A 25,864-nucleotide genomic window follows, 5' to 3' on the forward strand; every position below is an offset into this window, starting at 1 on the left:
AATTATTAGTCGATTTAAGTATAAAATAGCTATATTAGACCTAAAAACAGTCGTAAAAGACTTTATGGAAATTGAAGATCAAACGGTTCCGGAAGTGCTGAAAAGATTAGCCCGCTTATTGGGAACAAAATTAAAAAATACAAGATTAGAGATTCCACCGCAGTTTGGAAGTGGATACTGTATCGGATTTGTTTTTAATGAACACATCCGTATGCTTATTAGTAACTATGAGCTCAATAAAGATGTAATTGTTCAGAATCCTGATATCAATGTTGCTAAGAAGACGATATTTTTCAAGTTTCAAAATATATTCTCCAGAGCAGAAACGTCACCGCCACTCAGGCATACAATACCTTCAGTATTAATAGGAACCAGTCGGATCAATACAGATGATGTGATTGCGATCCATACCAATACTGCTACCATTACTATAGAAGTTGATGCGGATTACCTGAACAGTTTGTTTACTGCCTCACAAGAATCATCGGTTTTGAAAGGCCTTTTGCAGAATGAACGTCCTCTTCTGTTTGAACAGATTATGTGGCCTTCTTTACAAAAAAATGTGGATGAAATCTTGTCTGAACCGGCCAATGAAACCTTTAAACTTTTCTTTTTAAGGGTAAAGGCCGAAGAACTGATTTGCAGGTTATTGATGGAACTGGAAAATCGCGGTGAAAAACAGTTACTTGCCTTAAACATTCATGATTTACAAGCCATTTACCGCGTAAAACAGCAGATGCTTGAACATTTGGAAACGCCGCCAATGATTAAAGAACTCGCATTTGTTGCTCATATGAGTCCAACTAAACTGAAACGTTTATTCAGGCAAATTTTTGGCGACAGCATTTTCAATTATTATCAGAAATTTAGAATGCAGGAAGCCGCCTTTTTGCTAAGAATGGAGAAGCTATCTGTTTCAGATGCCGGTTACCGGATGGGTTTTACAAACCTCAGCCATTTTTCAAGAATATTTAAAGCGCACATCGGCATGAACCCGAAACATTACGCATTAAAGGGATCAAACTAAATGCATTGCAAAATATCATCTTCCGTTATGCTACTAAAATCTAACAGTCAGACAGAATAAAATTCTGTTTTTCGCCGCTGGTTAGTTGAAAGCCTGACGAAATTCCAGCGGAGACAGATTTGTTTTTCTTTTGAAAAGTGTGCTGAAGGATTGTGCATGCTCAAAGCCGAGGGCGTAAGCGATTTCGCTGACTGAAAGATTAGTGGTGGAAAGTTGTTCTTTCGCTTTCGCAATCAGTTTTTCGTGAATGTGCTGCTGTGTGTTCTGTCCGGTGTGAATCCGAAGCAGATCGCTCAGGTAATTCGGCGACAGGTTCATCTGTGTTGCAATATAGTTTACCGTGAGTAAACTGTTTACATCGCTGTTAAAATAGTCGTCTATCAACTGCTCAAACCTGGTTAAAAGTGCTAAGTTATTGTTTTTGCGGGTCAAAAACTGCCGCTCATAAAAACGGTTGGAATATTTTAAGAGGCTTTCAATCTGTGTCAGGATGATCTCCTGGGTATGTTTATCGATATGCCGGCACTCCTTATCAATTTTATGGAGAATCGTGATCAGGTCATCTTCTTCCTCTGCCGATAAGTGTAGTGCCTCATTAACCGCGTAGTCGAAAAAACCATATTGATGAATGCTGTTCGCCAGAGGATGCTGTAACAGAAAGTCTGGATGGAAGATCAGGAGGTAACCAGACCCACATTCCATACTTTGCAGGTCTAGTTGTTGCACCTGGTTGGGCGCGGTAAAACTTAATACGCCTTTATCATAATCATAATGCTGTTGCCCGTACCTGATTTTACCCTTAGCTTCGCGTTTAAGCGCTACGCAGTAAAAGCGGTTAACGAAACCTTTCCAGATTTCATCTTCCAAAAAAACGCTATGTGCCAGGTTAATTACGCTCACCAGCGGATGGTGGGGTTCTGGCAGCGACAGTAAGCGGTGAAATTCTGATATGGAGTTAATAGCATTCATAACCAAAATTAATCAATTAAGCCCATACTAAACTCATCATATGGCGCACCGGTATCTGTACCCAATGGTACGATGCTTTCCAGTTGTGAAAGATCCGATTCGGTCAACTCAATGTTGGTTGCTGCAAGGTTTTGTTCCAAATACTTTCTGCGTTTCGTTCCAGGAATAGGTAAAATTCCCTTACTCATGATCCAGGCTAAAGCCAGCTGCGAAGATGTGACGTTTTTTGTTTCAGCCATAGCTTCGATTGCTTTAACCAATTCGATATTCTTGTTGAACATTTCGCCCTGGAAACGTGGGATCGCTCTTCTAAAATCGTTTTCCGGCAGGTCGCTGATGCTTTTGATCTGGCCGGATAGAAAACCCCGGCCCAGTGGTGAGTAAGCGACGAAGCCGATACCCAGTTCATTTAACGTAATTAAAACCCCGCGCTCTTCTACTCCCCGTTCAAATAAAGAATACTCGCTTTGCACGGCGGTAACCGGATGTACGGCATGCGCCCGCTTAACGGTTTCAGACGATACTTCTGACAAGCCGATATAGCCTATCTTACCTTCCTTAACCAGCTCGGCCATGGCTTCAACTGTTTCCTCAATCGGCGTATTTTTATCCAAGCGGTGCAGGTAATACAGATCGATGTAATCGGTATCAAGGTTTTTTAACGAACGCTCCAAAGATTTCTTTACATAATCCTTTTTGCCATTAATGGCCCAGGTTACTTTATTGTTATCGTCGATTTCCCAGCCAAACTTGGTGGCCAAAACATATTGATCTCGTTTCCCGCTGATGGCCTTCGCGATAAGCTGTTCGTTTTTCAGCGGTCCGTACAGATCGGCAGTGTCCAAAAAATTACCGCCCAACTCGAGTGAACGGTGAATCGTTGCAATGGCTTCATGCTCTTCCGAAGGGCCATATATGTGTCCTGCTTCAAAGCCTGTCATACCCATACAGCCAAGACCAATCATTGGTACAACCAAACCCTGGTTGCCCAATGCCATTTGTTTTATTTCCATAATCCAAAGATCAGCGAGCCAAACTGAGCTGATGTATGCAAATCCCCGAAGTTTGTAAGCAAATCAAGGAATGATCTCTTTATCAAATAAAAGCTTGTTTGTTTTTAAGGATGGCGCTTGCCCTTCCTGATACCATGCCGGAAGTAAAGCTTATTTTGTATCATGATTAATACCAATCGTTTGCCAAAACAGTCTTATTTTTATCGCAAGATTAACTAACATGATGAATAAATATTGGTTTACTGTAACAGCTTGTACGCTGGCTTTTACAGCAAATGCGCAACAGAAAGCTTTAACCGTTAAAGATTACGAAAGGGCTGAAAGTTTGATGAGCTACAATACCGCAAAATACATCGATCATGCCACTGTGCAACCAAACTGGCTTGAGGGAGATAAATTTTGGTATAGCACTAAAGTAAATGGTACTGAACAGGTTTTTTTGGTAGATCCGGTAAAGAAAACAAAAACTTTAACTACCGATTATAAAGGTAGTGCAATGCCATCACGTCGCGGGCTTAGCTGGAGCGAGGTATTATCTCCTGACGGGAAAAAGGCAATATTGATTAAAGATTATAATCTTTTTGTTAAAGATATAGCCACCGGAAAATTAACCCGGTTAACTACTGACGGCATTAAGGATTATGGATATGCTACGGATAATGCAGGTTGGAAGCATAGTGATGCGCCAATTCTGCGCTGGTCACCTGATTCGAAAAAAATTGCCACTTTTCAGCAAGATCAGCGGAATTCGAAAGATATGTACCTTGTAACAACCAATGTTGGAGCACCAACATTAAAAGCCTGGAAATATCCCTTGCCTGGCGATAAACAAATTGCAACGATCAGGAGGGTGATCATTGATGTAGAAAATCCAAAAGTAATTTCACTTAATATTCCTGCAGATCCACATCGGGCCACCTTAAGCGATGATATCTCGAGCAGTGGCACTTTTGATGATATTGATTGGAAAGCGGATGGTACGGAAGTGGCATTTGTATCTACTTCCCGCGATCATAAAAATGAAAAATTCCGCATTGCCAACACCACAACCGGCGCCGTTCGCGAAGTTTTCGAAGAAACTGTTAAAACGCAATACGAATCTGGGCAGGGTGCCATTAACTGGCGTTATCTTCCTGCCTCTAAAGAGATTATCTGGTATTCGGAAAGAGATAACTGGGGACACCTTTATTTATATGATTCTGGCAATGGAAAATTAAAGAATCAGATTACCAAAGGCGATTTCGTAGTTACACGTTTAGTTAAGGTTGATGAAAAGACGCGTACACTTTATTTCTTTGCCAATGGTCGCGAAAAAGGTAATCCTTATTTCAGTTACCTGTATAAAATTGGTTTCGATGGTAAAAATTTGACGCTTTTGACGCCAGAAGTTGGCAATCACCAGGTTGTATTTTCGCCATCTTTCGCATATTTTGTTGATAGCTACTCGCAACCTGATGTTCCTGCAGTTACTGTTTTAAGAAATATCAATGGTAAACTGATCAGTACTTTAGAAAAAACAGATGTTTCCAGGTTAACTGCTACAGGCTGGAAAGCACCGGCTCCGGTTTCGGTGAAAGCCAAAGATGGCAAAACTGATATTTATGGTCTGGTTTTTACACCAACAAAAATGGACGCTAATCAAAAATACCCGGTTATCGATTATATTTATCCGGGGCCTCAGGGCGGTAGTGTAGGCAGTTGGGCCTTCGTTGCCTCGCGTGGGGATCACCAGGCTTTGGCCGAGCTGGGCTTTATTGTGGTGGTTATGGAAGGAACCAGTAATCCTGGCCGTTCTAAAAGTTTCCATGATATGAGTTATGGCAATATGGCCGAGAATACCTTACCAGATCAGATTGCAGCCATCAGGCAACTATCTGTAAAATATCCCATCGATACCAACAAGGTAGGCATCTGGGGGCATTCAGGCGGAGGTTTTGCAACCGCTGCTGCGATGTTCCGTTACCCTGATTTTTTCAAGGTAGGCATTTCCGAATCAGGTAATCATGATAATAGAAACTACGAGGACGATTGGGGCGAGCGCTATAATGGTTTGGTAGAAAATTCGGATTATGAAGCACAGGCCAACCAGAATTATGCTAAAAACCTAAAAGGAAAATTAATGTTGGTGCATGGTATGATGGATGATAATGTGCCGCCTTATAATACACTTTTAGTTGTGGAAGCATTGGAAAAGGCCAATAAATCTTTCGACCTGGTTATTTTTCCAAACAGTGCGCATGGTTACGGTGCCTACTCGCCGTATATGATGCGCCGCCGCTGGGATTATTTTGTTCAACATCTTTTAGGAGCAGAGCCGCCGAAAGATTACCAAATGAAAGGCCCTTCGGCAAGATAATTTTTTTAGCGGCTGTGTTGTTTTTAGTAAGGAACACAGCCGCTGATTTTAAGGGGTTATATAGATCCGCCTTCGATTAATATAGATTCATCAATAATGGTTTGTGCAAAAGAACTTCCGGCAATACATCTCATCATTCTGCCAAAAGCCAGTTTGCCCAGTTTAAAACCGCTGGTTTCGGCATAGGTAATTTCAGGATAAAAAAGTGAGGGAATCATTCCATCACTGATGCTGATTACCCCAAGGTCGGCCGGCACTTTTAGGCCCATCCGCTGGATGGCTTTCATTGCCCCCACCAAAATCTCATCGCTCATACAAAAAACAGCAAAACGTTTTTTTTCAAATCCTGGAATCATTGATAGGGCAGTTTGCTCTGCTTCTTCCGAATTGTTAGCGTGTACAGCCTTAAATTCTGCGTAACCTGAAACAATTTCGGTAAATTTTTGCAGCCTTACCTGCGTAATCGACATATTTTCATCACCAAAAATAGCCAGGACATTTGTAATTCCCTTTTTTAAAATTTCATTCGCCGCAATGGTTGCCGCATGTGCATCCCCAACGCAGATTTTGTTACAGGATTCGTATTTTGGTACCTTGTCAAAAAAAACAACCGGAATCCCCTGTAAATCCAATTTGAGGAAAGGTTCTATTTCTTTTGTTCCGGAAGTTATGGCAATAAATATTCCCGAAACCCTTTTGTGTCTGCAGCTTTTTAAGATCTCCTGTTCAATCACCGGATCGTTAGCCGAACGGTAGATAATTACGGTATAACCATCAATGCGTGCATCTTCTTCAATTGCACTGATAAATGAATGGTAAAAGAAGTTTGATAAACTTGGTACAACCACGGCAAACTCCCTGCTGCTATGTGTACGCAGGTTAACCGCATAGGGATTGGGATCGTACTCCAGCAATGCGGCTAACTCATTTATTTTCTTTTTGGTTTCCTCTGAAATGTCCGGATGGTTTTTCAGTGCCCTCGAAACGGTTGATATACTTACGTTTAACCTTTCTGCAATTTTTTTTAAAGTTGCGTTCTGTTTCATGGTTTAATATTTGGTTACCCAAATATAAGTTTTCCACAACAAACATTTTCGCAAATGTTTCCGCAAACGTTTGCGGTCATAATTCGGTGGTTTATATGGTTTTAAATCTTTTATAAACCTATCTTCATATCATTAAACAGATGAAGTATGTAGGGCTAAACGTTCGGCATTGCCAATTCGAAATTACATTAACCAAATACTAAACTAAAGCGCAACATGTAGGTAGCCTGCTCATTTGGGGCTGGCATGTTGTTATCGAAAAATATGAGATCCCTGAAACCATTTATTATTTTAAGTCTGCTTTTTTATTTGAGTACCGGCCATACGCAGCCTGTTTCTAATCATAATGTATACAGCGAAACGAACAGGCCGGCCTGGTGGAAGGAGGCCGTAGTTTATCAGATTTATCCACGTAGTTTTAAAGATAGCGACGGGGATGGTGTGGGTGATTTACGTGGGATTATTTCAAAACTGGATTATTTAGAAAGTCTCGGGATTGATGTGGTATGGCTTAACCCGATATTTGCTTCGCCAAATGATGATAACGGCTATGATATTAGTGATTACCGTAGTATCATGAAAGAATTTGGCACTATGAAGGATTTTGACGAACTGCTTAGTGGCCTTCATAAAAGAAAGATCAGGCTGGTGCTTGATATGGTGTTAAATCATAGTAGTGATGAACATGAATGGTTTAAACAGGCCAGGTCTTCGCGCAATAGTCCTTACCGTAATTATTATCACTGGTGGCCCGCAGAAAAAGGAAAACCCACACCCCGTTACAGCTTTTTTGATGTAAACAATGATGCCTGGAAATACGAGCCTTTAACCAAATCTTATTATCTCCACTACTTTTCGCAAAAACAGCCCGATTTAAATTGGGAAAATGAAAAACTGCGCCGCGAAGTATATGATATCATGAAGTTTTGGCTTGATAAAGGGATTGATGGCTTAAGGATGGATGCTTTCCAATATGTTTCGAAAGATACCACCTGGAAAAAATATCCCGAAGGCTACGAAAGAAACATCATCAGATATTATGGAATGGGTCCACACCTCCATCAATATTTAAAGGAAATGAACCGCACCGTGTTAAGTAAGTACAACATTATGACCGTTGCAGAAGGTGCAGGGAGTACTTTAGCTGATGCACATTCGCTGGTTGACGCAGACCGGCAGGAGTTAAATATGGCCTACCATTTTGAGATCATGGATATCGGGAACGATCCCAAAGGTTATAAACTACCTGATCTGAAAAAGGCATTTACCAAATGGGACCATTCGTTTGCGAATAAAGGCTGGCTCGCCATATTTCTGGGCAACCACGATGTTCCCCGCATGGTGAGCAAATATGGGAATGACAGCAAAGCATTTAAAACGGCATCTTCTAAACTATTAACCACCCTGATTATGACCATGCGTGGAACGCCCTATTATTTTAATGGAGATGAATTGGGTATGAGCAACATCAGGTTTGACAAGATTGAAGATTACCGCGATATCGCAACCATAAACGCTTACAAAAATGCAAAGGCCAAAAATGAGGATCTGCAGGCTTTTATGGATAAACAGAAATTCATTTCGAGGGATAATACACGCACCCCGTTTCAGTGGGATAGAACAATAAATGCAGGTTTTACCACCGGAACACCATGGATTAAAGTAAATCAAAATTATAACGAAGTAAATGTAGCTGATGAGGAAAAAAATCCGGCAAGTGAGCTCGCTTATTTTAAAAAGATCCTGGCCTTGCGTAAAGCATCCCCGGTATTGGTTTACGGCAGTTACCAGGTTTTCGATATCGAAAATCCCAGTATCTACTGTTATACACGCAGCCTGGGTAAGGAAAAAGTTTTGGTTGTGTTAAATTTTTCTAACCACGAAGTTACTTACCAGCTGGGTACAGGTATCAACACGCTTTCTGCAACTCAGCTCATCAACAACTACAGCGGAACAGTGGGCATTGCAAATAATAAATTAAATCTGAAGCCTTGGCAGGCTATCGTTTATCAACTTAAAAGGGCCTGATATGATAATCGCACAAGCAGAAAAACACAAAGGTATTTCATCGGCAGTGAAACTGAATTTCAGTTCAATCATAGCCATGAACCTGGGTTTTTTCGGTATACAGTATAGTTTTGGTCTGCAACAAACCAACATGACTCCAATTTATTCCTATCTGGGAGCAAATGCAGATCAGATTCCATTGCTAAACCTCGCAGGGCCAATGACCGGACTGATTATCCAGCCGGTAGTAGGTGCCATGAGCGATAAAACGACCAGTAAATTTGGACGGCGAAGACCATATTTTTTAATCGGGGCCATTATATGCAGCATTTGTTTATTTGCCATGCCCTACAGCAGTTCGATTTGGATGGCTGCAGGAATTTTATGGATACTGGATGCAGGCAACAACATTACCATGGAGCCCTACCGCGCCTTTGTTAGCGATAAACTCCCGTCAGAGCAGCACGCCCTCGGTTTTTTAACACAAAGTTTTTTTACCGGTCTGGGTATTACACTTGCCAATCTTACCCCGGGTATTTTAATTGCTGCAGGTTTAATCGGCATACATGCCCGCAGTGGCAACAACATTCCGTATACCACTTACGCGGCATTTTTTATCGGGGGGCTGGTATCCATCGGCTCTATCATGTACAGCTGTTTTACCACAAAGGAAACCCCGTTAAGCCCTGAAGAAATTAAAAAGGTTAAGGCAATGCCGGGGGGTGTTATCAATATTTTTAAAGATATTATCGAGGCCTTTAAGGTAATGCCTGCAACAATGAAAAAACTTGGACTGGTTTACCTTTTTAACTGGTACGGCATGTTTGTTTACTGGCAGTTTGTAACCCTTTGTTTGGCAAAAACCATTTACAATACCAGTAATGCAGCAGCTGATGGTTTTGCTTCCGCGCAGCTTTTAACCGGGACCGTAAATGGCGGCTATAATGTGGTTACCTTCATTGTTGCTTTTCCACTTGCTTATTTCGCCAGGAAAATAACAGCAAAGAAAGTTCACCTCATCAGTTTATTAACAGGAGGTGTTTGTTTGGCTTGTTTGCCGCTAATCCACACTAAAGCTTTGTTGTTTATACCCATTATTGGTTTGGGCATTGCCTGGGCGAGCATGATGGGTACCCCTTATGCCATGCTTGCCGGTAGTATACCGAAAGCGAAAACCGGCATTTTTATGGGTATCCTCAACATGTTTATTGTGCTGCCCATGCTTTTAGAAACCATCACTTTTAAATATGTATACCGGTATTTTTTAGGGCATACGCCCGAAAACGCTATCCTGTTTGCCGGTGGATTGCTTGTAGTAGCAGGCATAATGGTTTCACTGATCAGCAAGCGTGATATAGGAGGTAAGACCAATGGTTAATCAAAAAGGATATGAACTAGCACTGAAACTGATGGCCCGGGCATCAACACCTTCCGGTTTTGTGGCTGCAGTAGAGGAACATGATAATTATAAAAGGGTGTGGACGAGGGATGGAGTAATTACAAGCATAGCGGCTTTGCTAAGCGGTAACAAATCACTTATAGCTACTGCCAAAGCAACTATTGAAACCATTTTTAACCACCAGCACGAAAGCGGTTTTATGCCCTCCAGCGTTTCACCCAGCGATGGATCGGTAAGTTTTGGAGGCACATCAGGCCGGGCCGATAACCCATCTTGGGCAGTAATTGGTTTATCGGCCTACACTATTTTAACAGGCGACAATTCACTCTGGGAAAAATATGTACATCAAACCGGGCGATGCTTTAGCGTAATGGATGCCTGGGAGTTTAACGGTAAACATTTAATTTATGTTCCGCAGAGCGGAGATTGGGCAGATGAATATATCCAGCATGGATATGTTCTTTTCGATCAGCTTTTGCGGCTTTGGGCATTAAGACTAGCATCAACCTTATCAGAGAATAAGGGTTGGAGCGAAAAAGCGCTGAACATCAGCCATGCTATACAATTAAATTATTGGAAAAGTGAATCGCAAAAGCAGCTTTATTCGCCTCATCTTATCCATCAGTTAGCGGCAGTTTCTCCGCATTTTTGGTTAATGGGCTTTAATCCGGCCAGGGTTTATCATTATTTTGATCTGCAGGCCAATACTTTTTGTCTACTGCTCGGTGTAGGCAACAAAGAACAAACCAGCAATACCATAGCCTACGTAAAAACGCTGTACAACGATAACCAGGATTTAATTCCTTCTTTTCATCCAACAATTGAATATAGTGACGCAGATATGCAGGAGCTGAAACATAACTATGCCTACTCGTTCCGCAACAAACCCGGTTATTTTCATAACGGCGGCCTATGGCCGGTTTGGAATGGCTGGCTTGCTGCTTCATTAAATCATCACCAGGAGTATGAAACGGCGCTTAAAATTACTGCTGATATCCATCGTGCCAACAGCAGCGGCGATTTATTTAACGAGTGCCTTAACGGTACCAATCAATCGCCCTGTGGCATTCCTAATTGTACATGGAGTGCTGCGGGAGCTGTAATTGCCGAGCAAGCGATTAAAAATGATGCATTTACCAAACTCTTTACATTTAAATTCTCAGGCCTGTGAAAAATATAGCAAAAGTTTTAGTAGTAGGAGAGCTCCTTGCTGATATCATATCAGAGTTCAATATAGAATCTCTTGCATCGCCATCACGTTTTCTGGTCAGCCAGGGCGGAAGCTCAGCCAACCTATGTGCCAATTTAAAATGGCTGGGTGTTGATGCTGAACTTATTGCTACGGTAGGTAACGATAATCTGGGTACTTATCTCATTCGTGAATTAAAATCTGTTGGGATAGCCGATACCTATATAAGCCGCACCTCTGATGAAAAAACCAGTATTGTATTAGTGGGTAAAAACTCTGGAACGCCTGATTTTATCGCTTACCGGAGCGCCGATATGATCATTAAAAGGATGGATGAAAACATCATTGAGGCCTGCGGTATCCTGCATACTACTGCTTTCGCATTGAGCAAAGAACCGGCACGGAGCAATATTCTACATGCTTTCGAAAAGGCCTATCAACTAGGTAAATATTTATCGGTTGACTGGAATTATGCACCATCCATATGGCAGGAAGATGATGGTAAAGATGTTTTCAAAAAACTGATGAAAATGAATCCATTACTAAAAATTAGTGTCGACGATTTGGAGCGTTTCACCGGGGAAAGCCTGAACATTGAGGAAGCTGTTAAATGGCTGGATAATCTGAATGCTCAAATAATCTGCCTTACCTGCGGAAAAGATGGTGTCTGGTTTAAAACAAAAAACCAGGCCTGGCAGCATAAGCCGGCACTTCCGGTAAATTCCGTAATTGGCGTAACCGGTGCGGGAGATGCTTTCTGGTCGGGATTTCTATTGGCATTTGTTCACGAGAAATCCATTGATGAATGTATCAGTCAGGCGCTGGAGGTAGCCAAATTGAAAATTGAAAAACCATATCCTTTGTATAAAAAATAATCATCATACTAACTAAACTAAACTAACAAAATTCATGAAACATCAACCACCTTAAGATTCAGCATAATTATCTGAACTAAAAAAAACTAAAAATTCTAACCAATTAAATAAATCCATTATGAACACGACTCTACCAGGCAATTGGTCTGTTTCGCCTGTGAAACAGAAATTGTATGCATTGAAGAAACTTACATTTTTAAGTTTCTTTATGGTCTTTTTAAACACGGCAGCTTTTGCGCAAACCGTGGTAAAAGGTATAATATTAGATAATGATAAATTACCCTTAGCTGGTGCAACTTTGCAGGTTGCGGGAACAAACACTAAAACACAAAGTGATGCTGCAGGTAAATATCAAATTACGGTACCATCGCCAACATCAAGATTAATTGTGAGTTTCGTAGGTTTTGAAACACAAACCGTAAACATTAACAATCAAACCCAGATTAATATCACACTGGCTTCGCTAAACAACCTGGATGCAGTTGTTGTTGTTGGTTACGCGTCGGTGAGGAAAAACGATTTAACCGGAGCTGTTGCCAACGTATCGGCAAAGGATTTTAATAAAGGACCAGTTACAGCACCAGATCAACTGATTCAAGGCAAGGTAGCAGGTGTACAGTTAACAGCTAATAGCGGGCAACCAGGTGGCGCTAACACGGTTCGTATAAGAGGTAACTCGGCTATTGCTGGTACCGGGCAACCACTTTATGTAGTAGATGGAGTTGCACTTGATGGACGAAGCGCCAGACCAGGTTTAGATGCCGGAAGTTTAGGGGTTACACCAGGTGGAAATCCACTAAACTTTATAAATCCATCTGATATCGAATCGATGGAAATTTTGAAAGACGCATCTGCTACAGCTATTTATGGTTCAAGAGGCGCGTATGGTGTGGTTTTAATTACCACTAAAAGAGGTAAGGTTGGTGATTTAAAAACCGACTTTAGTGCTTCAACCGGAGTTAGTAACTTAATGCGTTCAATTGATGTAATGACAGGCGATGAATACAGGGCCGCTTTATCATCATATGGAATTACCAGTGGAAATGAAGGTCAAAGTGTAGATGCATTAAAAGAAATAACCAGAACTGCTTACAATCAGAATTATTCATTGAATATGAGTGGTGGACGTGAAGATGCAAAATTTCGCTTCTCTTTAGGCTATCAGGATATTGATGGAATTATTAAGGGCTCAAACTTTACTAAATATACTGCCGGTGTAACGGGTAATTTTAAATTTTTAGAAAGTAAAAAACTGGGTTTAGATATTAACGTAATTACCAGTCAGTATAGCGAAAATATTGCACCAGTATCTAATAATGCAGGTTACCAGGGTAGTATACTTGGTCAGGCACTTTCCTGGAACCCAACTAAATCTCTATATAATGCCGATGGTAGCGTATTTGTAGGGACAGGAACAACTATTAATCCAGTTGCTATGTTAGAAGCTTATAGTGATAAATCGAAAGTTACCACAGCATTAGGAAGCTTTTCTCCTTATTATAAAATTGCTAAAGGTTTAGAATATCGCATGTTGGCGAGTGTGAATTATAGTACAGGTACTCGTCGTTCTTCTATTCGCAGTTTTATAAACTTAGAAGACATTCAAAGCAAGGGTGGTTTTGCAAACATCGGCAACAATGAGTTGGTAACGTTACAAAACACACATACTTTAAATTACACCACAGATATAACCGAAGGATTAAGTTTAAACGCTGTTGTTGGTTATGAATATATGAAGTATATCAATAAAGGAAGTAATTCTTCGGCTTTTGGTTTTGATAACACGCCAATTGATTACACCAATATAATGCAATACTCGCCAACTGATAAACGTACTGTTTCGTCTTTTAATGATCCTAAATCAGAATTGCAATCAGAGTTTGCCAGAGCAACATTAAACTATAAAAACCGATATATTATCACCGGAACGTTCCGTATTGATGGTTCTACAAAATTCGGTGCAAACAATAAATACGGTTATTTCCCATCGTTTTCTGCTGCATGGAATATTAAAAACGAGCCCTTTTTTAACGTAGATGCAATAAGTGTTTTAAAATTAAGAGGCGGTTGGGGTAAAACAGGTAACCAGGAATTTCCGGCAGGTGCATCTCAGGAAAGATATGCAGCTACCGGTCCACTTACTTTTGCGCTTGTTAATAATGCCAACGTAGATTTAAAGTGGCAATCAGACGAACAAACTAATATTGGTTTTGACTTCGGGTTATTTAAAGGTAGATTAACCGGTTCCGTTGATTATTTCAGTAAAAAAACTACTGATTTATTATATCCTCGTATTCCTTTTGTGCCTTCTTCGCCATCGGCTGCTATTACATGGGTTAACTTGCCTGGTATTATTAAAAATAGCGGTATTGAGCTAGCTGTAAGCGGACAGGTTGTAGCCCAAAAAGATTTTACTTGGGATTTGGGCGCAAATGCAACATTTATTAAAAATAACGTTAGCAATATGCCAAATACCATATTAACAGGGAATTTAAATGGACAGGGATTAAGTGGTGTAACTGCTGAAGTAATACAAAACGGTTTGCCTTTGTTTGCTATGGTTACTAAAAGGTATGAAGGTTTAGATGCCAGCGGCTTTTCGCAATACACTGATGGAGGTTTTACTTCTTATTACGTAGGTAATCCTAATCCGTCTACTTTATTGGGTATCAGTACTACTGTTGCTTACAAAAAACTATCTTTTACAGCTAATTTAAATGGAGCTTTTGGCCAGGACATTTATAACAATACTGCCAACGGGGTAATTTCAATTTCCAATTTAGGAAGTAAAAATATCGCCACAAATTTAGTAGGTGGTTCTATTAAAGAATCGTTAGCAAATCCAATTTCTGCTTCCTCCCGTTATATAGAAGATGGTAGTTATTTAAAATTGGCCAACGCAACATTAAACTACCGCATTGGCGATATCGGTAAATCAATTAAAAATTTAAATATTTATGTTACTGGTCAGAATTTGTTTGTAATTACCAAATTTACAGGCTTCGACCCTGAAGTAAACGTAGATAAAAACAAAGATGGCGTACCATCAGCAGGCATTGAATACATTCCATACCCTACTGCACGTACTTTTACATTTGGTGTTAATTTATCTCTTTAATCTTTAATTAATAACAACGTTATGAAAATTTTAAATAAAAAGAAATGGCTGGTATTACCAGTTGCATTTTTAATATTAGGTTCTTGTACTAAGCTAGATGAGAACTTAAATAGTGAGTTAACTTCATCGCAAATAAGTAGTGGTGCCGCAGATCCGACAACTCTTTTAAAGGGTGTTTATACCTCTTTAAGAAATCCTTTCGAGGCTCCATGGGGTGTTTGGTCTTTGCAGGAAGTAGCTTCGGATGAAGTAATTATTCCAACACGTGGCGGCGATTGGGATGATGGTGGCGATTGGAGAGCTTTTCATTTGCATAAATGGACTTCTTTTCACTCACGGATTTACAGTACCTTAAAAGACTTAACAGGTACGACTTTTGCTGCTACCGATTTGTTACGTTATAATCCAACTACTCAACAAGCAGCAGAGGCTAGATTTGTCAGGGCATTAGCTACTTTTTCAATTATTGATTTATTTGGACAAGTACCATATCGCGAACCAGGCGAAAATCTTACGCTGCCTGCAAAGGTACGTACAGCGAAAGAAGCTACTGAGTTTATAATTAGCGAACTCAATGCAATTATGGCAGCTTTACCAAGTGCTACAGCAGCAAGTTCCAAGCCATATATTGCCACTAAAGAAGCTGCCAAGGTATTGTTAATGAAATGCTATTTAAATAAAGGCGCATTTACTAACAGAGCAGCCCCTACATTTGATGCAGCTGATATGGCCAAAGTAATTACATTAGCAGATGAGATTACAGCAACTGGCAAATACGCACTTGCCGCTAATTACTTTGATAATTTTGCGCCAAATAATGAAATAATTTCTACAGAGAATATCTTTACCGGGCACAACATTGGAGGAGGAGAAGGTAGCGGATTAAATGCATTCTTCTATGCGCCATCACACTATAACATGAATCCAGGTGGCTGGAATGGTTTTTCTACCTTATCTGATTTCTACAACAAGTTCACTGCAACAGATACCAGACGTGGCATGAGTTACCCTGGAATGACTAATGTTGGTGGCGTTAAAATTGGATTTAATGTTGGACAACAATATAATCAAAATGGCGTAGCCCTGAAAGATCGCCGTGGAAACGCTTTGGCTTTCACACCTGAGGTTAATATCATAGAAAAAGATGTAAATCATCTAGAAGTTGCCGGTATTCGGGTATATAAATATGCTATAGATTACGCACAAATTGGTAATCCAAATAATGATTGGGTTTATTTCAGATATGCTGATGTATTAATGATGAAAGCAGAGGCCTTAATGAGAACTACAAACGCGCCTGCCGGACTTGTAATTGTTAACAATATCAGAGAGATTCGTGGCGCTGGTGCATTAAACTCCCTTACTCCTGATGTAATGATTGATGAGCTTGGAAGAGAATTTTATTGGGAAAGCCATCGCCGTACTGATTTAATTCGTTTTGGAAAATGGTTAAACGCCTGGCAGGAAAAGGCAGCAAGCGATGCTAAATACCTTCTTTACCCTATTCCTGATAACCAGCTTAACGAAAATCTAAAGCAAAATCCCGGTTATTAATCATTTTTAATAAGTTAAAAAGTCCGGCTTTAAAAACCGGACTTTTTTATTGTAAAATTTTAAAGGCTTATGAAAATTAAACTTTAGAGGTTATGAAATTAATTTTATTATTTTTTCTTCAATTGGGAATTGCTCTTACTTTGCAGGCTCAAGACCCATGGAAAATAAGTTCTGATAGAATCGATCCTAATAAATATTTTGGAATAACAGCTGCCAACGGCATCATTGGAATTGTTTCCTCACCACAGCCATTTAAAGTTAAAAACGTGGTATTGGCTGGTACGTTTGATACCTACGGGCGCGGTCGTGTAAGCAATTTTCTTAACGGTTTCAACTTACTGAATATGTATATCGAAATTGATGGCAGAAGGCTTGATGACCAAAATACCAGCAACATGCAGCAGCAATTAGACATGAAGCATGGGGCTTTTACAACGCAATTACTTTATGGCAAAAAAGCGAATATTAAATATACCTATTACGCATTACGCCATTTGCCATTTACGGTTTTAATGGATGTAACCATCACAGCGAATGAAGATTTAAAACTCACTGCGGCAAGTGTAATGGAAACTCCGGATGCGCTTCGGGATGTTGAGAATTACTATAACGAAATAGACAGGCCGCAGGTTACTTTAAGCCTGCTCACCTCAACTGCGAAAAGCCCGACAGGTAAATTGCAGCTATGTGCATCGAACAGTTTTTTGTTTACAGAGCTCCATGGCAGTGAGCCAAAAATTATCCACGAAATGTGGGATAATAACAGCCATTTAATGAAGTTCAGTAAAACGCTAAAGGCAGGCGAAAGCTACACTTATTCGGTTATTGGCAGTACGATAAGTTCTGTTCAACATGCCGATCCACTTAATGAGGCAGAACGGATGACCATTTTTGCCAAACTCGAAGGTCACGACCGATTACTTAAATATCATAATGCAGCCTGGGATGATTTGTGGAAATCGGATATTTTAATTGATGGAGACCCGCAAGCGCAGCAGGATGTACATAGTATGTTGTATCACCTCACTTCATTCGCGCGCGCGGGAACTTCCTATTCACTTTCGCCAATGGGCTTATCAGGCTTAGGCTATAACGGACATGTGTTTTGGGATACAGATATTTGGATGTTTCCGGCTCTCCTTGCGCTTCATCCTGATATTGCAAAATCATTGATTGAATATAGATTTGAACGACTGGAAGCAGCAAAACGAAATGCTTTTTCACATGGATTTAAAGGCGCAATGTATCCCTGGGAAAGTGCTGATACAGGAGTTGAAGAAACGCCTGTTTGGGCTTTAAGTGGTCCTTTTGAACACCATATTTCTGCCGATGTTGCATTGGCCACATGGAATTACTATTGCGTAACTCAGGATAAAGTTTGGCTTAAAGAAAAGGGCTGGCTTATCCTGTCACAAACTGCCGATTTTTGGGCAAGTAGGGTAGAGCGTAACGGACCCAACCAATATGATATCAAAAATGTGGTGGCCGCTGATGAATGGGCAGAAAATGTAGATAATAATGCTTTTACAAACGCAGCTGCCAAACTGAATTTAAAAAATGCTAAACTGGCTGCAGCAATTTTAGGCTTGCCTGAAAATAAAGATTGGGAACTGGTCGAAAAAAACATTCCCGTTTTAACCTTTCCGGATGGTGTAACCAAAGAACATGCAACTTATAAAGGTGAAGGTATTAAACAGGCTGATGTTAATTTATTGGCCTATCCGCTTAAAGCGATCACGGACAAAGGTCAGATTGTTAAAGATTTAGCCTACTACGAAACCAGAATCCCTGATGAAGGCACACCTGCAATGACACATGCAATTTTTGCATTGTTGTATGCCAGAACGGGTAATGCAGAAAAGGCATACAAATATTTTACGGAGGCTTATCAGCCAAATTTAAATCCTCCATTCAGAGTTATTGCGGAAACTAAAGGAGGCAAAAATCCATATTTTGCTACGGGTGCCGGCGGGGTTTTACAAAGCATGCTCATGGGATTCGGAGGTCTGGATATCACAAACAAAGGGATTATTCAAATTCCCAGCGTTTTACCTTCAAAATGGAAATCGCTTAAAATTACGGGTGTTGGTATGGAAAACAAAACCTTTTCTGTTGCGAACAGAAATTAAAAATTTGTCGCTTTGAACTTGTCGAAACCAGTAAATATTCCGACAAGTTCAATTTGACTATCGTAGATCATCTACTTTTTCATAAGTTTCAAAAGTACACCATTTGTCCAGCCAAACCCATCCTGAAGTGGATATTCCCCGCCGCCACCTTTGCTGTTCGGATGTACCACATTATATTTCTCCATCAATTTCCCGCTTTCCTTAAATACCGAAATATTAAGGTTAATCCATCTGTTACTAATGGTATCGGCCAATGTATTGTACCCGTAATTGCGCAATGCCATAATGCTGATATATTGAAGTGGCGCCCAGGCATTTGGTGCATCCCATTGCTCTTTTGTAGTGGCTAATGTGGTAATTAAACCGCCGGTTTTAAGGAAGTTTTTTTCTAGTTTTTCTTTAACGGCTTTGGCCTGTACCGGTGTAGCGAGTCTAAAATACAGCGGAAATGCTCCGGCAAGTGTAATTTGGCTGGAAAATGACCGGTTTTTCCAGTTATAATCAGTAAAAAAACCTTGCTTTTTATTCCAGAAATATTTTAGGATAGCTTTTTTCCGCAGCGCAGCTTTTTGGAGAAATACAATGGCTTTTGTTTTGTTGCCTGCTTCGTTGTTGGCGGTAGCGATGGCCATTTCGAGATTATATAATAAAGTATTTAAATCCACCGGAAGTAAATCGGTAGTGATAATCTGGTTATAACTTTTACCATCGGCAAACCACCTGCTGCTAAAATCCCAGCCCGATTCTGCGGCAGCACGTACATTTCTGAGAAAAGTGGAAGGAGCCTGTTTCGTTAATTTAGCGGCTTCAAAATCTTCTCTGTATGATTCTTCCCGTGGCTGATCGCCTGCATCATAATATCGGTTTAAAACTGAACCGTCAGGAAGCTTTACCACATGGTTTATGGCTTTGCCATTACTTAATTTACTGGCTCCTTTCATCCAAAACTGATATTCTTTTTCCAGGGTATCTTTATAATCTGCCAGTTTAATATCCTTATTGTGCGCTGCAAGCAATTGAACCATAGCTGCAAAAAATGGTGGCTGCGAACGTGTGAGGTAATAAGTACGGTTTCCGTTAGGGATAAAACCATATTTATCAATGAGATAAGCGAAATTATCAACCATGTCTTTTATGATTTCTGTTTTACCTGCCCTTTGTAATCCAAGCATGGTAAAGTAGGAATCCCAATAATAAATTTCCCTGAACCTACCGCCAGGAACGATGTAGGGTTTTGGTAATGGTAGGAGTGACGTCTGGTAAGTGGAAGCGGTATCAGGCTCTCTTTTTAAAACCGTCCACAAAGTATCCAGATGCTTTTCTATACCCGCACTGATATCAGATTGGTAAGCCGCATGCTGACTTTCCGGAATATTAAAATATTCATTTACAAAAGCTTTCAGATCAAAACTTTGCTTGTTTTTTAAAGCGTTATAGGCCTTCATGATTTCTGAAGGACTCTTCTTTGGAATGGCGTCTGTAAAAGATTTACTATCGGGATAAATTCTTGCCATTTGCACTCTCTCAAATAAATCAGGATAGGTTTGCCCTGGACTTAATTCGTTTTGTGCAAATAACCAGCTGGAAATAAATAATAAGCAGGCTGACAACATCATTTTAATGATTGGCAAATTTTGACTCCTCATATTACGGTAATTAATTATCATTTTTCTATATTAATAAAGCAAAAACAAAGCTAACAGCTTCATTTGGCAAACAAAGATTCACTGATCTTCGTTTTGATTATTAAATAACTTTCAATGGGAAAAACAAGAAATGAGCATAATGTTATCATTACCGGCGCCACCGGAATGGTTGGGGAGGGTGTATTGATGCAATGCTTAGGCAGCACTGAAATTGATCATATCCTGGTAATTAACCGTAAGCCTTGTGGTTACGCGCATCCAAAATTAAAGGAGATTATTCATGCTGACTTTTTTAACTTCTCAGCGATCGAACATCAGTTGTCTGGCTATAATGCCTGTTTCTTCTGTTTAGGCATTTCATCGGTAGGTGTTGATGGGGAAACCTATTATAAAATGACTTATACGCTTACCATGCATGTAGCACAAACATTGAGTAGGCTTAACAGTGGTATGACTTTTTGTTACGTTTCTGGTGGAGGCACCAATGAGAATGGCCGTTTAAGATGGGCTCAGGTAAAAGGCAAAACAGAAAGTGATTTAACAAAATTACCTTTCGAACAGGTTTTTAATTTTCGTCCGGGTTTTATCAAGCCTTTAGCAGGGCAAAAGTATGCACATCAATTCTATAAATACATCAACTGGTTGTTTCCAATTGGCAGGACCATTTATCCAAGTGGTTTTTGCACGATGGCGGAGCTTGGCCAGGCGATGATTAACACCTTGAGCCATCATGACCAGAGACGGATTTTAGAAGGTAAGGATATTATTGCTTTAGCTAAAGAATAAGCTCAGGTACTGCTTAGGTACCCGAGCTCATCTTCAACTGGTTAAGGATTTAGTTTAGGTTAATTGATTATTTTGCGTTTTAATATAATACTGCAGTTGCGTCTTTATCTTTTTGAGATAATACGGTTGCACCCGAACCACATTGGCCACCATTCATTAGCGATAAGGCGTCTGTTCCGGTTACGCCAGGTACATTCGTTGCACTTGATTCACCGATCGCAGCCCAGTTGGTGTGTCTGAATGAGATGCAGTGACCAAACTCATGGCAAATTGTTCTGGCACGTTGTGCAAAAGAATTACCTGCAATATAACTTTTATTGATTTTAACCAAAGCACCTGCACTTCCGCCTGAAGGGAACTGTCCCTGGCCGCAAACGCCATTTCCCAAATTTTCATCTTTGATCAGGATGTCGTAAGGGGCGGTGGTTACAATGCTGAAGCGTAAAGTAGAATTTGGAACAGCATTCCATTGGGCAATGGCGCTGTTGATCTCACTGCTCATTGATGTCATGGATGCATCTACAAAAATCCGGATGTTTAGTTTTTTCGTTGCGTTTACAATACTTCCGGTGTAGTACTGTTCTGTTTTTGGTGCCGAATTATTAACCGGGATTTCCATGTTTTTAGGAAATATAATATCTTCCTCAACGATATATTCATTGCCATTATCAACAATGCTCGACTCGGGAAAGCCCAGATTTTTAATGTGCTGTAAAACCTTATCGGCATTTTTTACCGTTTCCTGTGGTTCTGGGCTTACTGTTTCCTGGTTTTTTTTACATGCAGCAATGGTTACTGCAACTATCGCTAAGAAAGCGATTTTTTTTAAGTTTTTTTTCATTGGATAAGAGGTTAGTTGGTCCTTAATAGCTGATGAAACAAATGTAACAGAACATGTTACATTAATTTTGGCGTTAAGCGGAATTTTACACGAAAACTTAATCAGTATTGTTTGTAATATTTATAATTCATTTTTATGTATAAAAAATTACATAAAAGCCATATTTATTAGTAATTTTTTCGTTAGGATGGATTGTTCAGAACTTCCATAGTTCGTGTGTTAAGAGGATTTCCAGATAAGTTGGGAATGAGAGATGTATCAAAATATCATCTGCTTAGTGAACTCGCATAAATCTCCTAATACAGCCGCTATTACACCTGTAAAACAGAATGGCTAATCAATAAATGCTCCGCTTTCTGCTTTGCTCCAGTTGCCATGCGTAACCGATCTTGGGGGTATAAGCAAGTAATTCATTAGCTAATAATTGGGTTCAGGTTGTCTGGTTAACATTTGACCGCATGACACAGCAAAAAAATGGATGTTGGATGGGGTTTTAGGCAGATCCGAATTTCGGAAATGCAGAAGCTTGAAAATGTTTTGAAGCCCTGTTGAAATGGCTGAAAACTTAGCCGATCACATTACCATAGTCACTGAGCATTTTGCCTTGCCTGAACTTCCATCAGTAAAAGAGCAATATGTTATTGATAAAATGGCTATTATTCTGTATATCCCCGGATTAGGGATTTGTGATAATGAAAAAGGTGATGATCCGGAAGAATCATCACCTTTTTCATTATTTTTTGTTATCGTACTTCCGCTGGTTATCTTTATTCGATGTCTGATCGGAACGTTGGCCACCTCCGTTGGTAATGCCCTGTATCTTTTTATCCGTTTTAACATCGTGGTTAGCGCGGTCAGCTATTGAATTGCCTTGAACTGTTGGATTGTTTTTCGGTGTGCTCGTATTTTTCATAACTCAAAGATTTAGTGAATAATATTGCAAAGCGTTACCTTAACAACCAATGTTAGGCTGGATATGTTTTGATTTTTTGAAATCGTCCGGCATTTCAGGCAGTGTGCAACAGCGTAGGTAACCCAAAGGTTCAGCGAAATTAAGTCTATATAAAAGATCTCTTCCCCCTAACGTTCCTATCGGATCAGCATGACGATTGCCGTAGCATATGTGCTATAAAAAACAAATGCAGCTAATATAAATGTGTCCACACGATAACCTAACGTTCAGGACTACGCTTCATCCGATTTTAGTATAACAAAAATATAGTCGGCTTTTTATGTAAATCTATTTCCTCTTTGCGCCAGTTGTAAACACTTTGTGTTTTAATAAATTCATCTGTTGCGGTAAGGTTGCTGGCGACACAAATCTGAGTATTGGGTTTGCAGCTTTTCAATACTTCTTCAAAAAGCTGGTTATTGCGGAAAGGTGTTTCAATAAATATCTGGGTTTGTTTATAACGGCTGGCCGATAAATCCAGGTCTTTAATGCGCTTCGTACGTTGTTCTTTATCGATAGGCAGATAGCCCCAAAAGACGAAACTTTGTCCGTTAAAGCCAGAGGCCATTAAAGCCAGTAAAATGGAGCTTGGCCCTACCAGTGGCACTACTTTAATACCGCGTTTGTGTGCTTCGGCAACAATATCAGCCCCAGGATCGGCAATACCCGGGCAACCCGCTTCGCTCATTAAACCAACGTCTTTGCCGGCGGTAAGCTCCCCAAAAAACTGTCCCAGATCTGTTCGGTTATGTTTGCCATAATCGTGTACGATTAAATCTTTCTGTGGTGTTTTTAAACCTGCCTCTTTTAAAAACCGGCGTGCTGTTTTACTATTCTCTACGATATAGGTATCAATCTGATTAATCGTATCGACCAAATAAGGAGTAAAAGTTTTATGTGCTGCCTCTTCGGCCAGTGGTACGGGAATAAGGTATAAAGTGCCTTTTTGCATGTTACAAAAATACATACAATAAATAGAATTTAAGTTCTAAAACTTATGGAAATGGCAGTATAATCTCTTTCATGTACAGAGGTGTAGCAAATTTTATTTTTAACTGACTTCTTTTCTACACAATTAAACTTGCTGTAAAACGTTAAATATTAGTTAAATATGCCTTGTAATGCAATATTAAAGGGAAAATGTAAATAACTATGCTTGCATATTAAACCTTCAGCATTTTTGGTTCTCTAATTGATACACACACATTAGGTTATTAAAATAAACACACAAATGAAAACACTGAAATCTACGGCACTTGTGCTGGGGCTATTTTCGCTCCTTGCCGGAACCACAACCCTTGTCAGGGCACAAGACTACCAAAATGATTACCAGTCTGATGGTTACAGTACCGGCAATATCTCTTTACAGACATTTTACGACGAGCTTTCACCTTATGGCACATGGATTCAGGATCCACAATACGGTTATGTTTGGCGACCAGATGTAGATCAAAGTGAATTCCGCCCATATTATACCAATGGACGTTGGGCCATGACTGAATATGGTAATACCTGGGTTTCCAATTACGATTGGGGCTGGGCACCTTTCCACTATGGCCGTTGGGTAATTAACAGTTATCGGCAATGGATTTGGTTGCCTGACACTAATTGGGGACCAGCCTGGGTAGATTGGAGAAGCGGAGATGGCTATTACGGATGGGCACCCATGGCACCAAGCATTAGTATTAATTTAAGTTTCGGCCGCCGTTATGTAGTGCCTGCTTTCTGCTGGAACTTCATTCCTCAGCGTAATATTTATATCAACTCTTTTCCAAGATATGATTATGGACGTAATAACGTATACATCCGTAATACTACCATTATCAATAATACTTATGTGTATAACCGAAGAAGTTATTATGGAGGTCCAAGGGTTGAAGATATCAGGCGTGCAACCAACAGGGATGTAACTGTATATCGTTATGCTGAAAGTTCGAGACCAGGTGCAAGCCGCATTGGCGGTAGGGAGGTGGCAATTTACCGGCCAAGACCTGAACGTAATGCAGTGCTAGACAACCGTAATGCCGCGCCACGTAGATTTGAGCAAGGCAATGCTGGCATTAGCCGAGGCGGAAGAAATGAAGGATACACTAATCGCGATCAAAGAGGCAATACTCCAGGCACTGGCGATAACCGTTTTGGATCGAGAGATAGCCGAAATGTAGGCCGGGATAACAATAATCAGCCAAATAAAAGGGGAGAAGTTTATAACCGGGATGCAAACGGACGTATTAGTCGCGGTGGTGCCAATGGGATTGATAATGGCAACAGACAAGATAATGCAAATCGTGTTCAGGATCAGCAACGTGGGGATCAGATCAGACAACAACGTAATCAAGACCGCATGGGCATAGATCAACAACGTGGTCAACGTGATATGCAGCCACAACGAGGTCAGGATGATCAACGTGCTCAGATGGATCAACAAAGGGCGCAACGTAATGAGCAAATGCAACAGCAACGCGTGCAACAAGCCCAGCAACAGCAGCAAGAAAGGGCACAACGCGATGTACAGATGCAACAACAGCGTAATGAGCAAATGCAACAGCAACGTGCGCAACAAGCACAGCAACAGCAGCAAGAAAGGGCCCAACGCGATGCGCAGATGCAACAACAGCGTAATGAGCAAATGCAACAGCAACGTGCGCAACAAGCCCAGCAGCAACAACAGGAAAGGGCTCAGCGTGATGCGCAAATGCAGCAACAGCGTAATCAGCAAATGCAACAAAGACAGGAACAAAGAAGGATGGAAGCCCCACAACAGCGCGGTGGCGGAGGTGAAAGAGGTGGCGAAGGTGGAAGACCATCAAGAGGTAGCAGAGGATAAAATGAAGAGTCCCGATGAAAATCGGGACTTTTTTATGGTGCGCCGGGCATGGCAATCGACTATAGGGTTAGAGTCCCGAACACGCTCTGCAGTAGGAAGTGCTAGCCAGAGACAAGGGTGTCGCGGGTGA

Annotated in this window: 18 protein-coding genes; 12 read left to right on the plus strand and 6 right to left on the minus strand. The window is 40.5% G+C overall.

Features of this window, described 5'->3' with window-relative positions:
• Positions 1-64 precede the first annotated feature (64 nt).
• Positions 65-1,027 (plus strand): helix-turn-helix transcriptional regulator, encoded by a 963-nt coding sequence (locus ACIQXP_RS13795; protein WP_387505711.1) that lies wholly within the window; start codon positions 65-67, stop codon positions 1,025-1,027.
• A gap of 81 nt (positions 1,028-1,108) precedes the next feature.
• Here the strand turns inward: ACIQXP_RS13795 and ACIQXP_RS13800 are convergent, their stop codons facing one another.
• Together ACIQXP_RS13800 and ACIQXP_RS13805 are read right to left on the minus strand one after the other, a co-directional pair.
• On the minus strand, positions 1,109-1,996 hold the full coding sequence (locus ACIQXP_RS13800; protein WP_387505712.1) for a helix-turn-helix domain-containing protein: 888 nt from the start codon (positions 1,994-1,996) through the stop codon (positions 1,109-1,111).
• Positions 1,997-2,004: 8 nt separating this feature from the next.
• On the minus strand, positions 2,005-3,009 hold the full coding sequence (locus ACIQXP_RS13805) for an aldo/keto reductase (protein ID WP_293742647.1): 1,005 nt from the start codon (positions 3,007-3,009) through the stop codon (positions 2,005-2,007).
• Between the two features lie 220 nt (positions 3,010-3,229).
• Here ACIQXP_RS13805 and ACIQXP_RS13810 point away from each other — a divergent pair, with 220 nt between their 5' ends.
• Complete coding sequence (locus tag ACIQXP_RS13810) at positions 3,230-5,365, plus strand: S9 family peptidase (RefSeq protein ID WP_387505713.1); 2,136 nt, start codon at positions 3,230-3,232, stop codon at positions 5,363-5,365.
• Positions 5,366-5,421: 56 nt separating this feature from the next.
• Here ACIQXP_RS13810 and ACIQXP_RS13815 read toward each other — a convergent pair whose 3' ends face one another.
• The gene (locus ACIQXP_RS13815) at positions 5,422-6,411 is read right to left on the minus strand and encodes a LacI family DNA-binding transcriptional regulator (protein ID WP_293742645.1); all 990 of its coding nucleotides are present in this window, start codon (positions 6,409-6,411) and stop codon (positions 5,422-5,424) included.
• A 264-nt stretch (positions 6,412-6,675) separates the two neighbouring features.
• Here ACIQXP_RS13815 and ACIQXP_RS13820 point away from each other — a divergent pair, with 264 nt between their 5' ends.
• The 7 genes from ACIQXP_RS13820 (at position 6,676) to ACIQXP_RS13850 (ending at position 18,682) form a co-directional block, all read left to right on the plus strand.
• On the plus strand, positions 6,676-8,439 hold the full coding sequence (locus ACIQXP_RS13820) for a glycoside hydrolase family 13 protein (protein WP_387505714.1): 1,764 nt from the start codon (positions 6,676-6,678) through the stop codon (positions 8,437-8,439).
• Position 8,440: 1 nt separating this feature from the next.
• A complete protein-coding gene (locus ACIQXP_RS13825) occupies positions 8,441-9,796 on the plus strand; it encodes an MFS transporter (RefSeq protein WP_293742643.1) in 1,356 nt (451 codons plus the stop codon).
• The gene (locus tag ACIQXP_RS13830) at positions 9,789-10,988 is read left to right on the plus strand and encodes a glycoside hydrolase 100 family protein (protein ID WP_387505715.1); all 1,200 of its coding nucleotides are present in this window, start codon (positions 9,789-9,791) and stop codon (positions 10,986-10,988) included. Before ACIQXP_RS13825 ends, ACIQXP_RS13830 begins: the two co-directional genes overlap by 8 nt.
• Entirely contained in the window at positions 10,985-11,881 is an 897-nt protein-coding gene (locus ACIQXP_RS13835; RefSeq protein WP_387505716.1) for a carbohydrate kinase family protein, read from the plus strand. Before ACIQXP_RS13830 ends, ACIQXP_RS13835 begins: the two co-directional genes overlap by 4 nt.
• A gap of 118 nt (positions 11,882-11,999) precedes the next feature.
• Positions 12,000-14,999: a SusC/RagA family TonB-linked outer membrane protein gene (locus tag ACIQXP_RS13840; protein ID WP_387505717.1), complete on the plus strand. Its 3,000-nt coding sequence runs from the start codon at positions 12,000-12,002 to the stop codon at positions 14,997-14,999.
• 21 nt (positions 15,000-15,020) lie between these two features.
• Positions 15,021-16,553, plus strand: coding sequence for a RagB/SusD family nutrient uptake outer membrane protein (locus tag ACIQXP_RS13845; protein WP_387505718.1), 1,533 nt, complete (start codon positions 15,021-15,023; stop codon positions 16,551-16,553).
• Positions 16,554-16,645: 92 nt separating this feature from the next.
• Positions 16,646-18,682 carry a kojibiose hydrolase gene (locus ACIQXP_RS13850; RefSeq protein ID WP_387505719.1) on the plus strand — a complete coding sequence of 679 codons (2,037 nt, stop codon included), beginning with the start codon at positions 16,646-16,648 and terminating at the stop codon, positions 18,680-18,682.
• A gap of 71 nt (positions 18,683-18,753) precedes the next feature.
• Here the strand turns inward: ACIQXP_RS13850 and treF are convergent, their stop codons facing one another.
• A complete protein-coding gene (gene treF / locus ACIQXP_RS13855) occupies positions 18,754-20,328 on the minus strand; it encodes an alpha,alpha-trehalase TreF (RefSeq protein ID WP_387505720.1) in 1,575 nt (524 codons plus the stop codon).
• Between the two features lie 114 nt (positions 20,329-20,442).
• Between treF and ACIQXP_RS13860 the strand changes: the two genes are divergently transcribed.
• Entirely contained in the window at positions 20,443-21,114 is a 672-nt protein-coding gene (locus tag ACIQXP_RS13860) for an NAD-dependent epimerase/dehydratase family protein (RefSeq protein WP_387505721.1), read from the plus strand.
• A 79-nt stretch (positions 21,115-21,193) separates the two neighbouring features.
• Here ACIQXP_RS13860 and ACIQXP_RS13865 read toward each other — a convergent pair whose 3' ends face one another.
• The gene (locus ACIQXP_RS13865; RefSeq protein ID WP_090986327.1) at positions 21,194-21,955 is read right to left on the minus strand and encodes a M57 family metalloprotease; all 762 of its coding nucleotides are present in this window, start codon (positions 21,953-21,955) and stop codon (positions 21,194-21,196) included.
• Between the two features lie 553 nt (positions 21,956-22,508).
• Between ACIQXP_RS13865 and ACIQXP_RS13870 the strand changes: the two genes are divergently transcribed.
• Entirely contained in the window at positions 22,509-22,820 is a 312-nt protein-coding gene (locus ACIQXP_RS13870) for a hypothetical protein (RefSeq protein WP_387505722.1), read from the plus strand.
• A gap of 337 nt (positions 22,821-23,157) precedes the next feature.
• On the opposite strand, the gene ACIQXP_RS13875 is transcribed toward ACIQXP_RS13870, so the two are convergent.
• The gene (locus ACIQXP_RS13875) at positions 23,158-23,859 is read right to left on the minus strand and encodes an SAM-dependent methyltransferase (RefSeq protein ID WP_387505723.1); all 702 of its coding nucleotides are present in this window, start codon (positions 23,857-23,859) and stop codon (positions 23,158-23,160) included.
• 279 nt (positions 23,860-24,138) lie between these two features.
• Between ACIQXP_RS13875 and ACIQXP_RS13880 the strand changes: the two genes are divergently transcribed.
• Entirely contained in the window at positions 24,139-25,734 is a 1,596-nt protein-coding gene (locus tag ACIQXP_RS13880; RefSeq protein WP_387505724.1) for a DUF6600 domain-containing protein, read from the plus strand.
• Positions 25,735-25,864 lie beyond the last annotated feature (130 nt).

The organism is Pedobacter suwonensis (assembly GCF_044762335.1).
Taxonomy (GTDB): domain Bacteria; phylum Bacteroidota; class Bacteroidia; order Sphingobacteriales; family Sphingobacteriaceae; genus Pedobacter.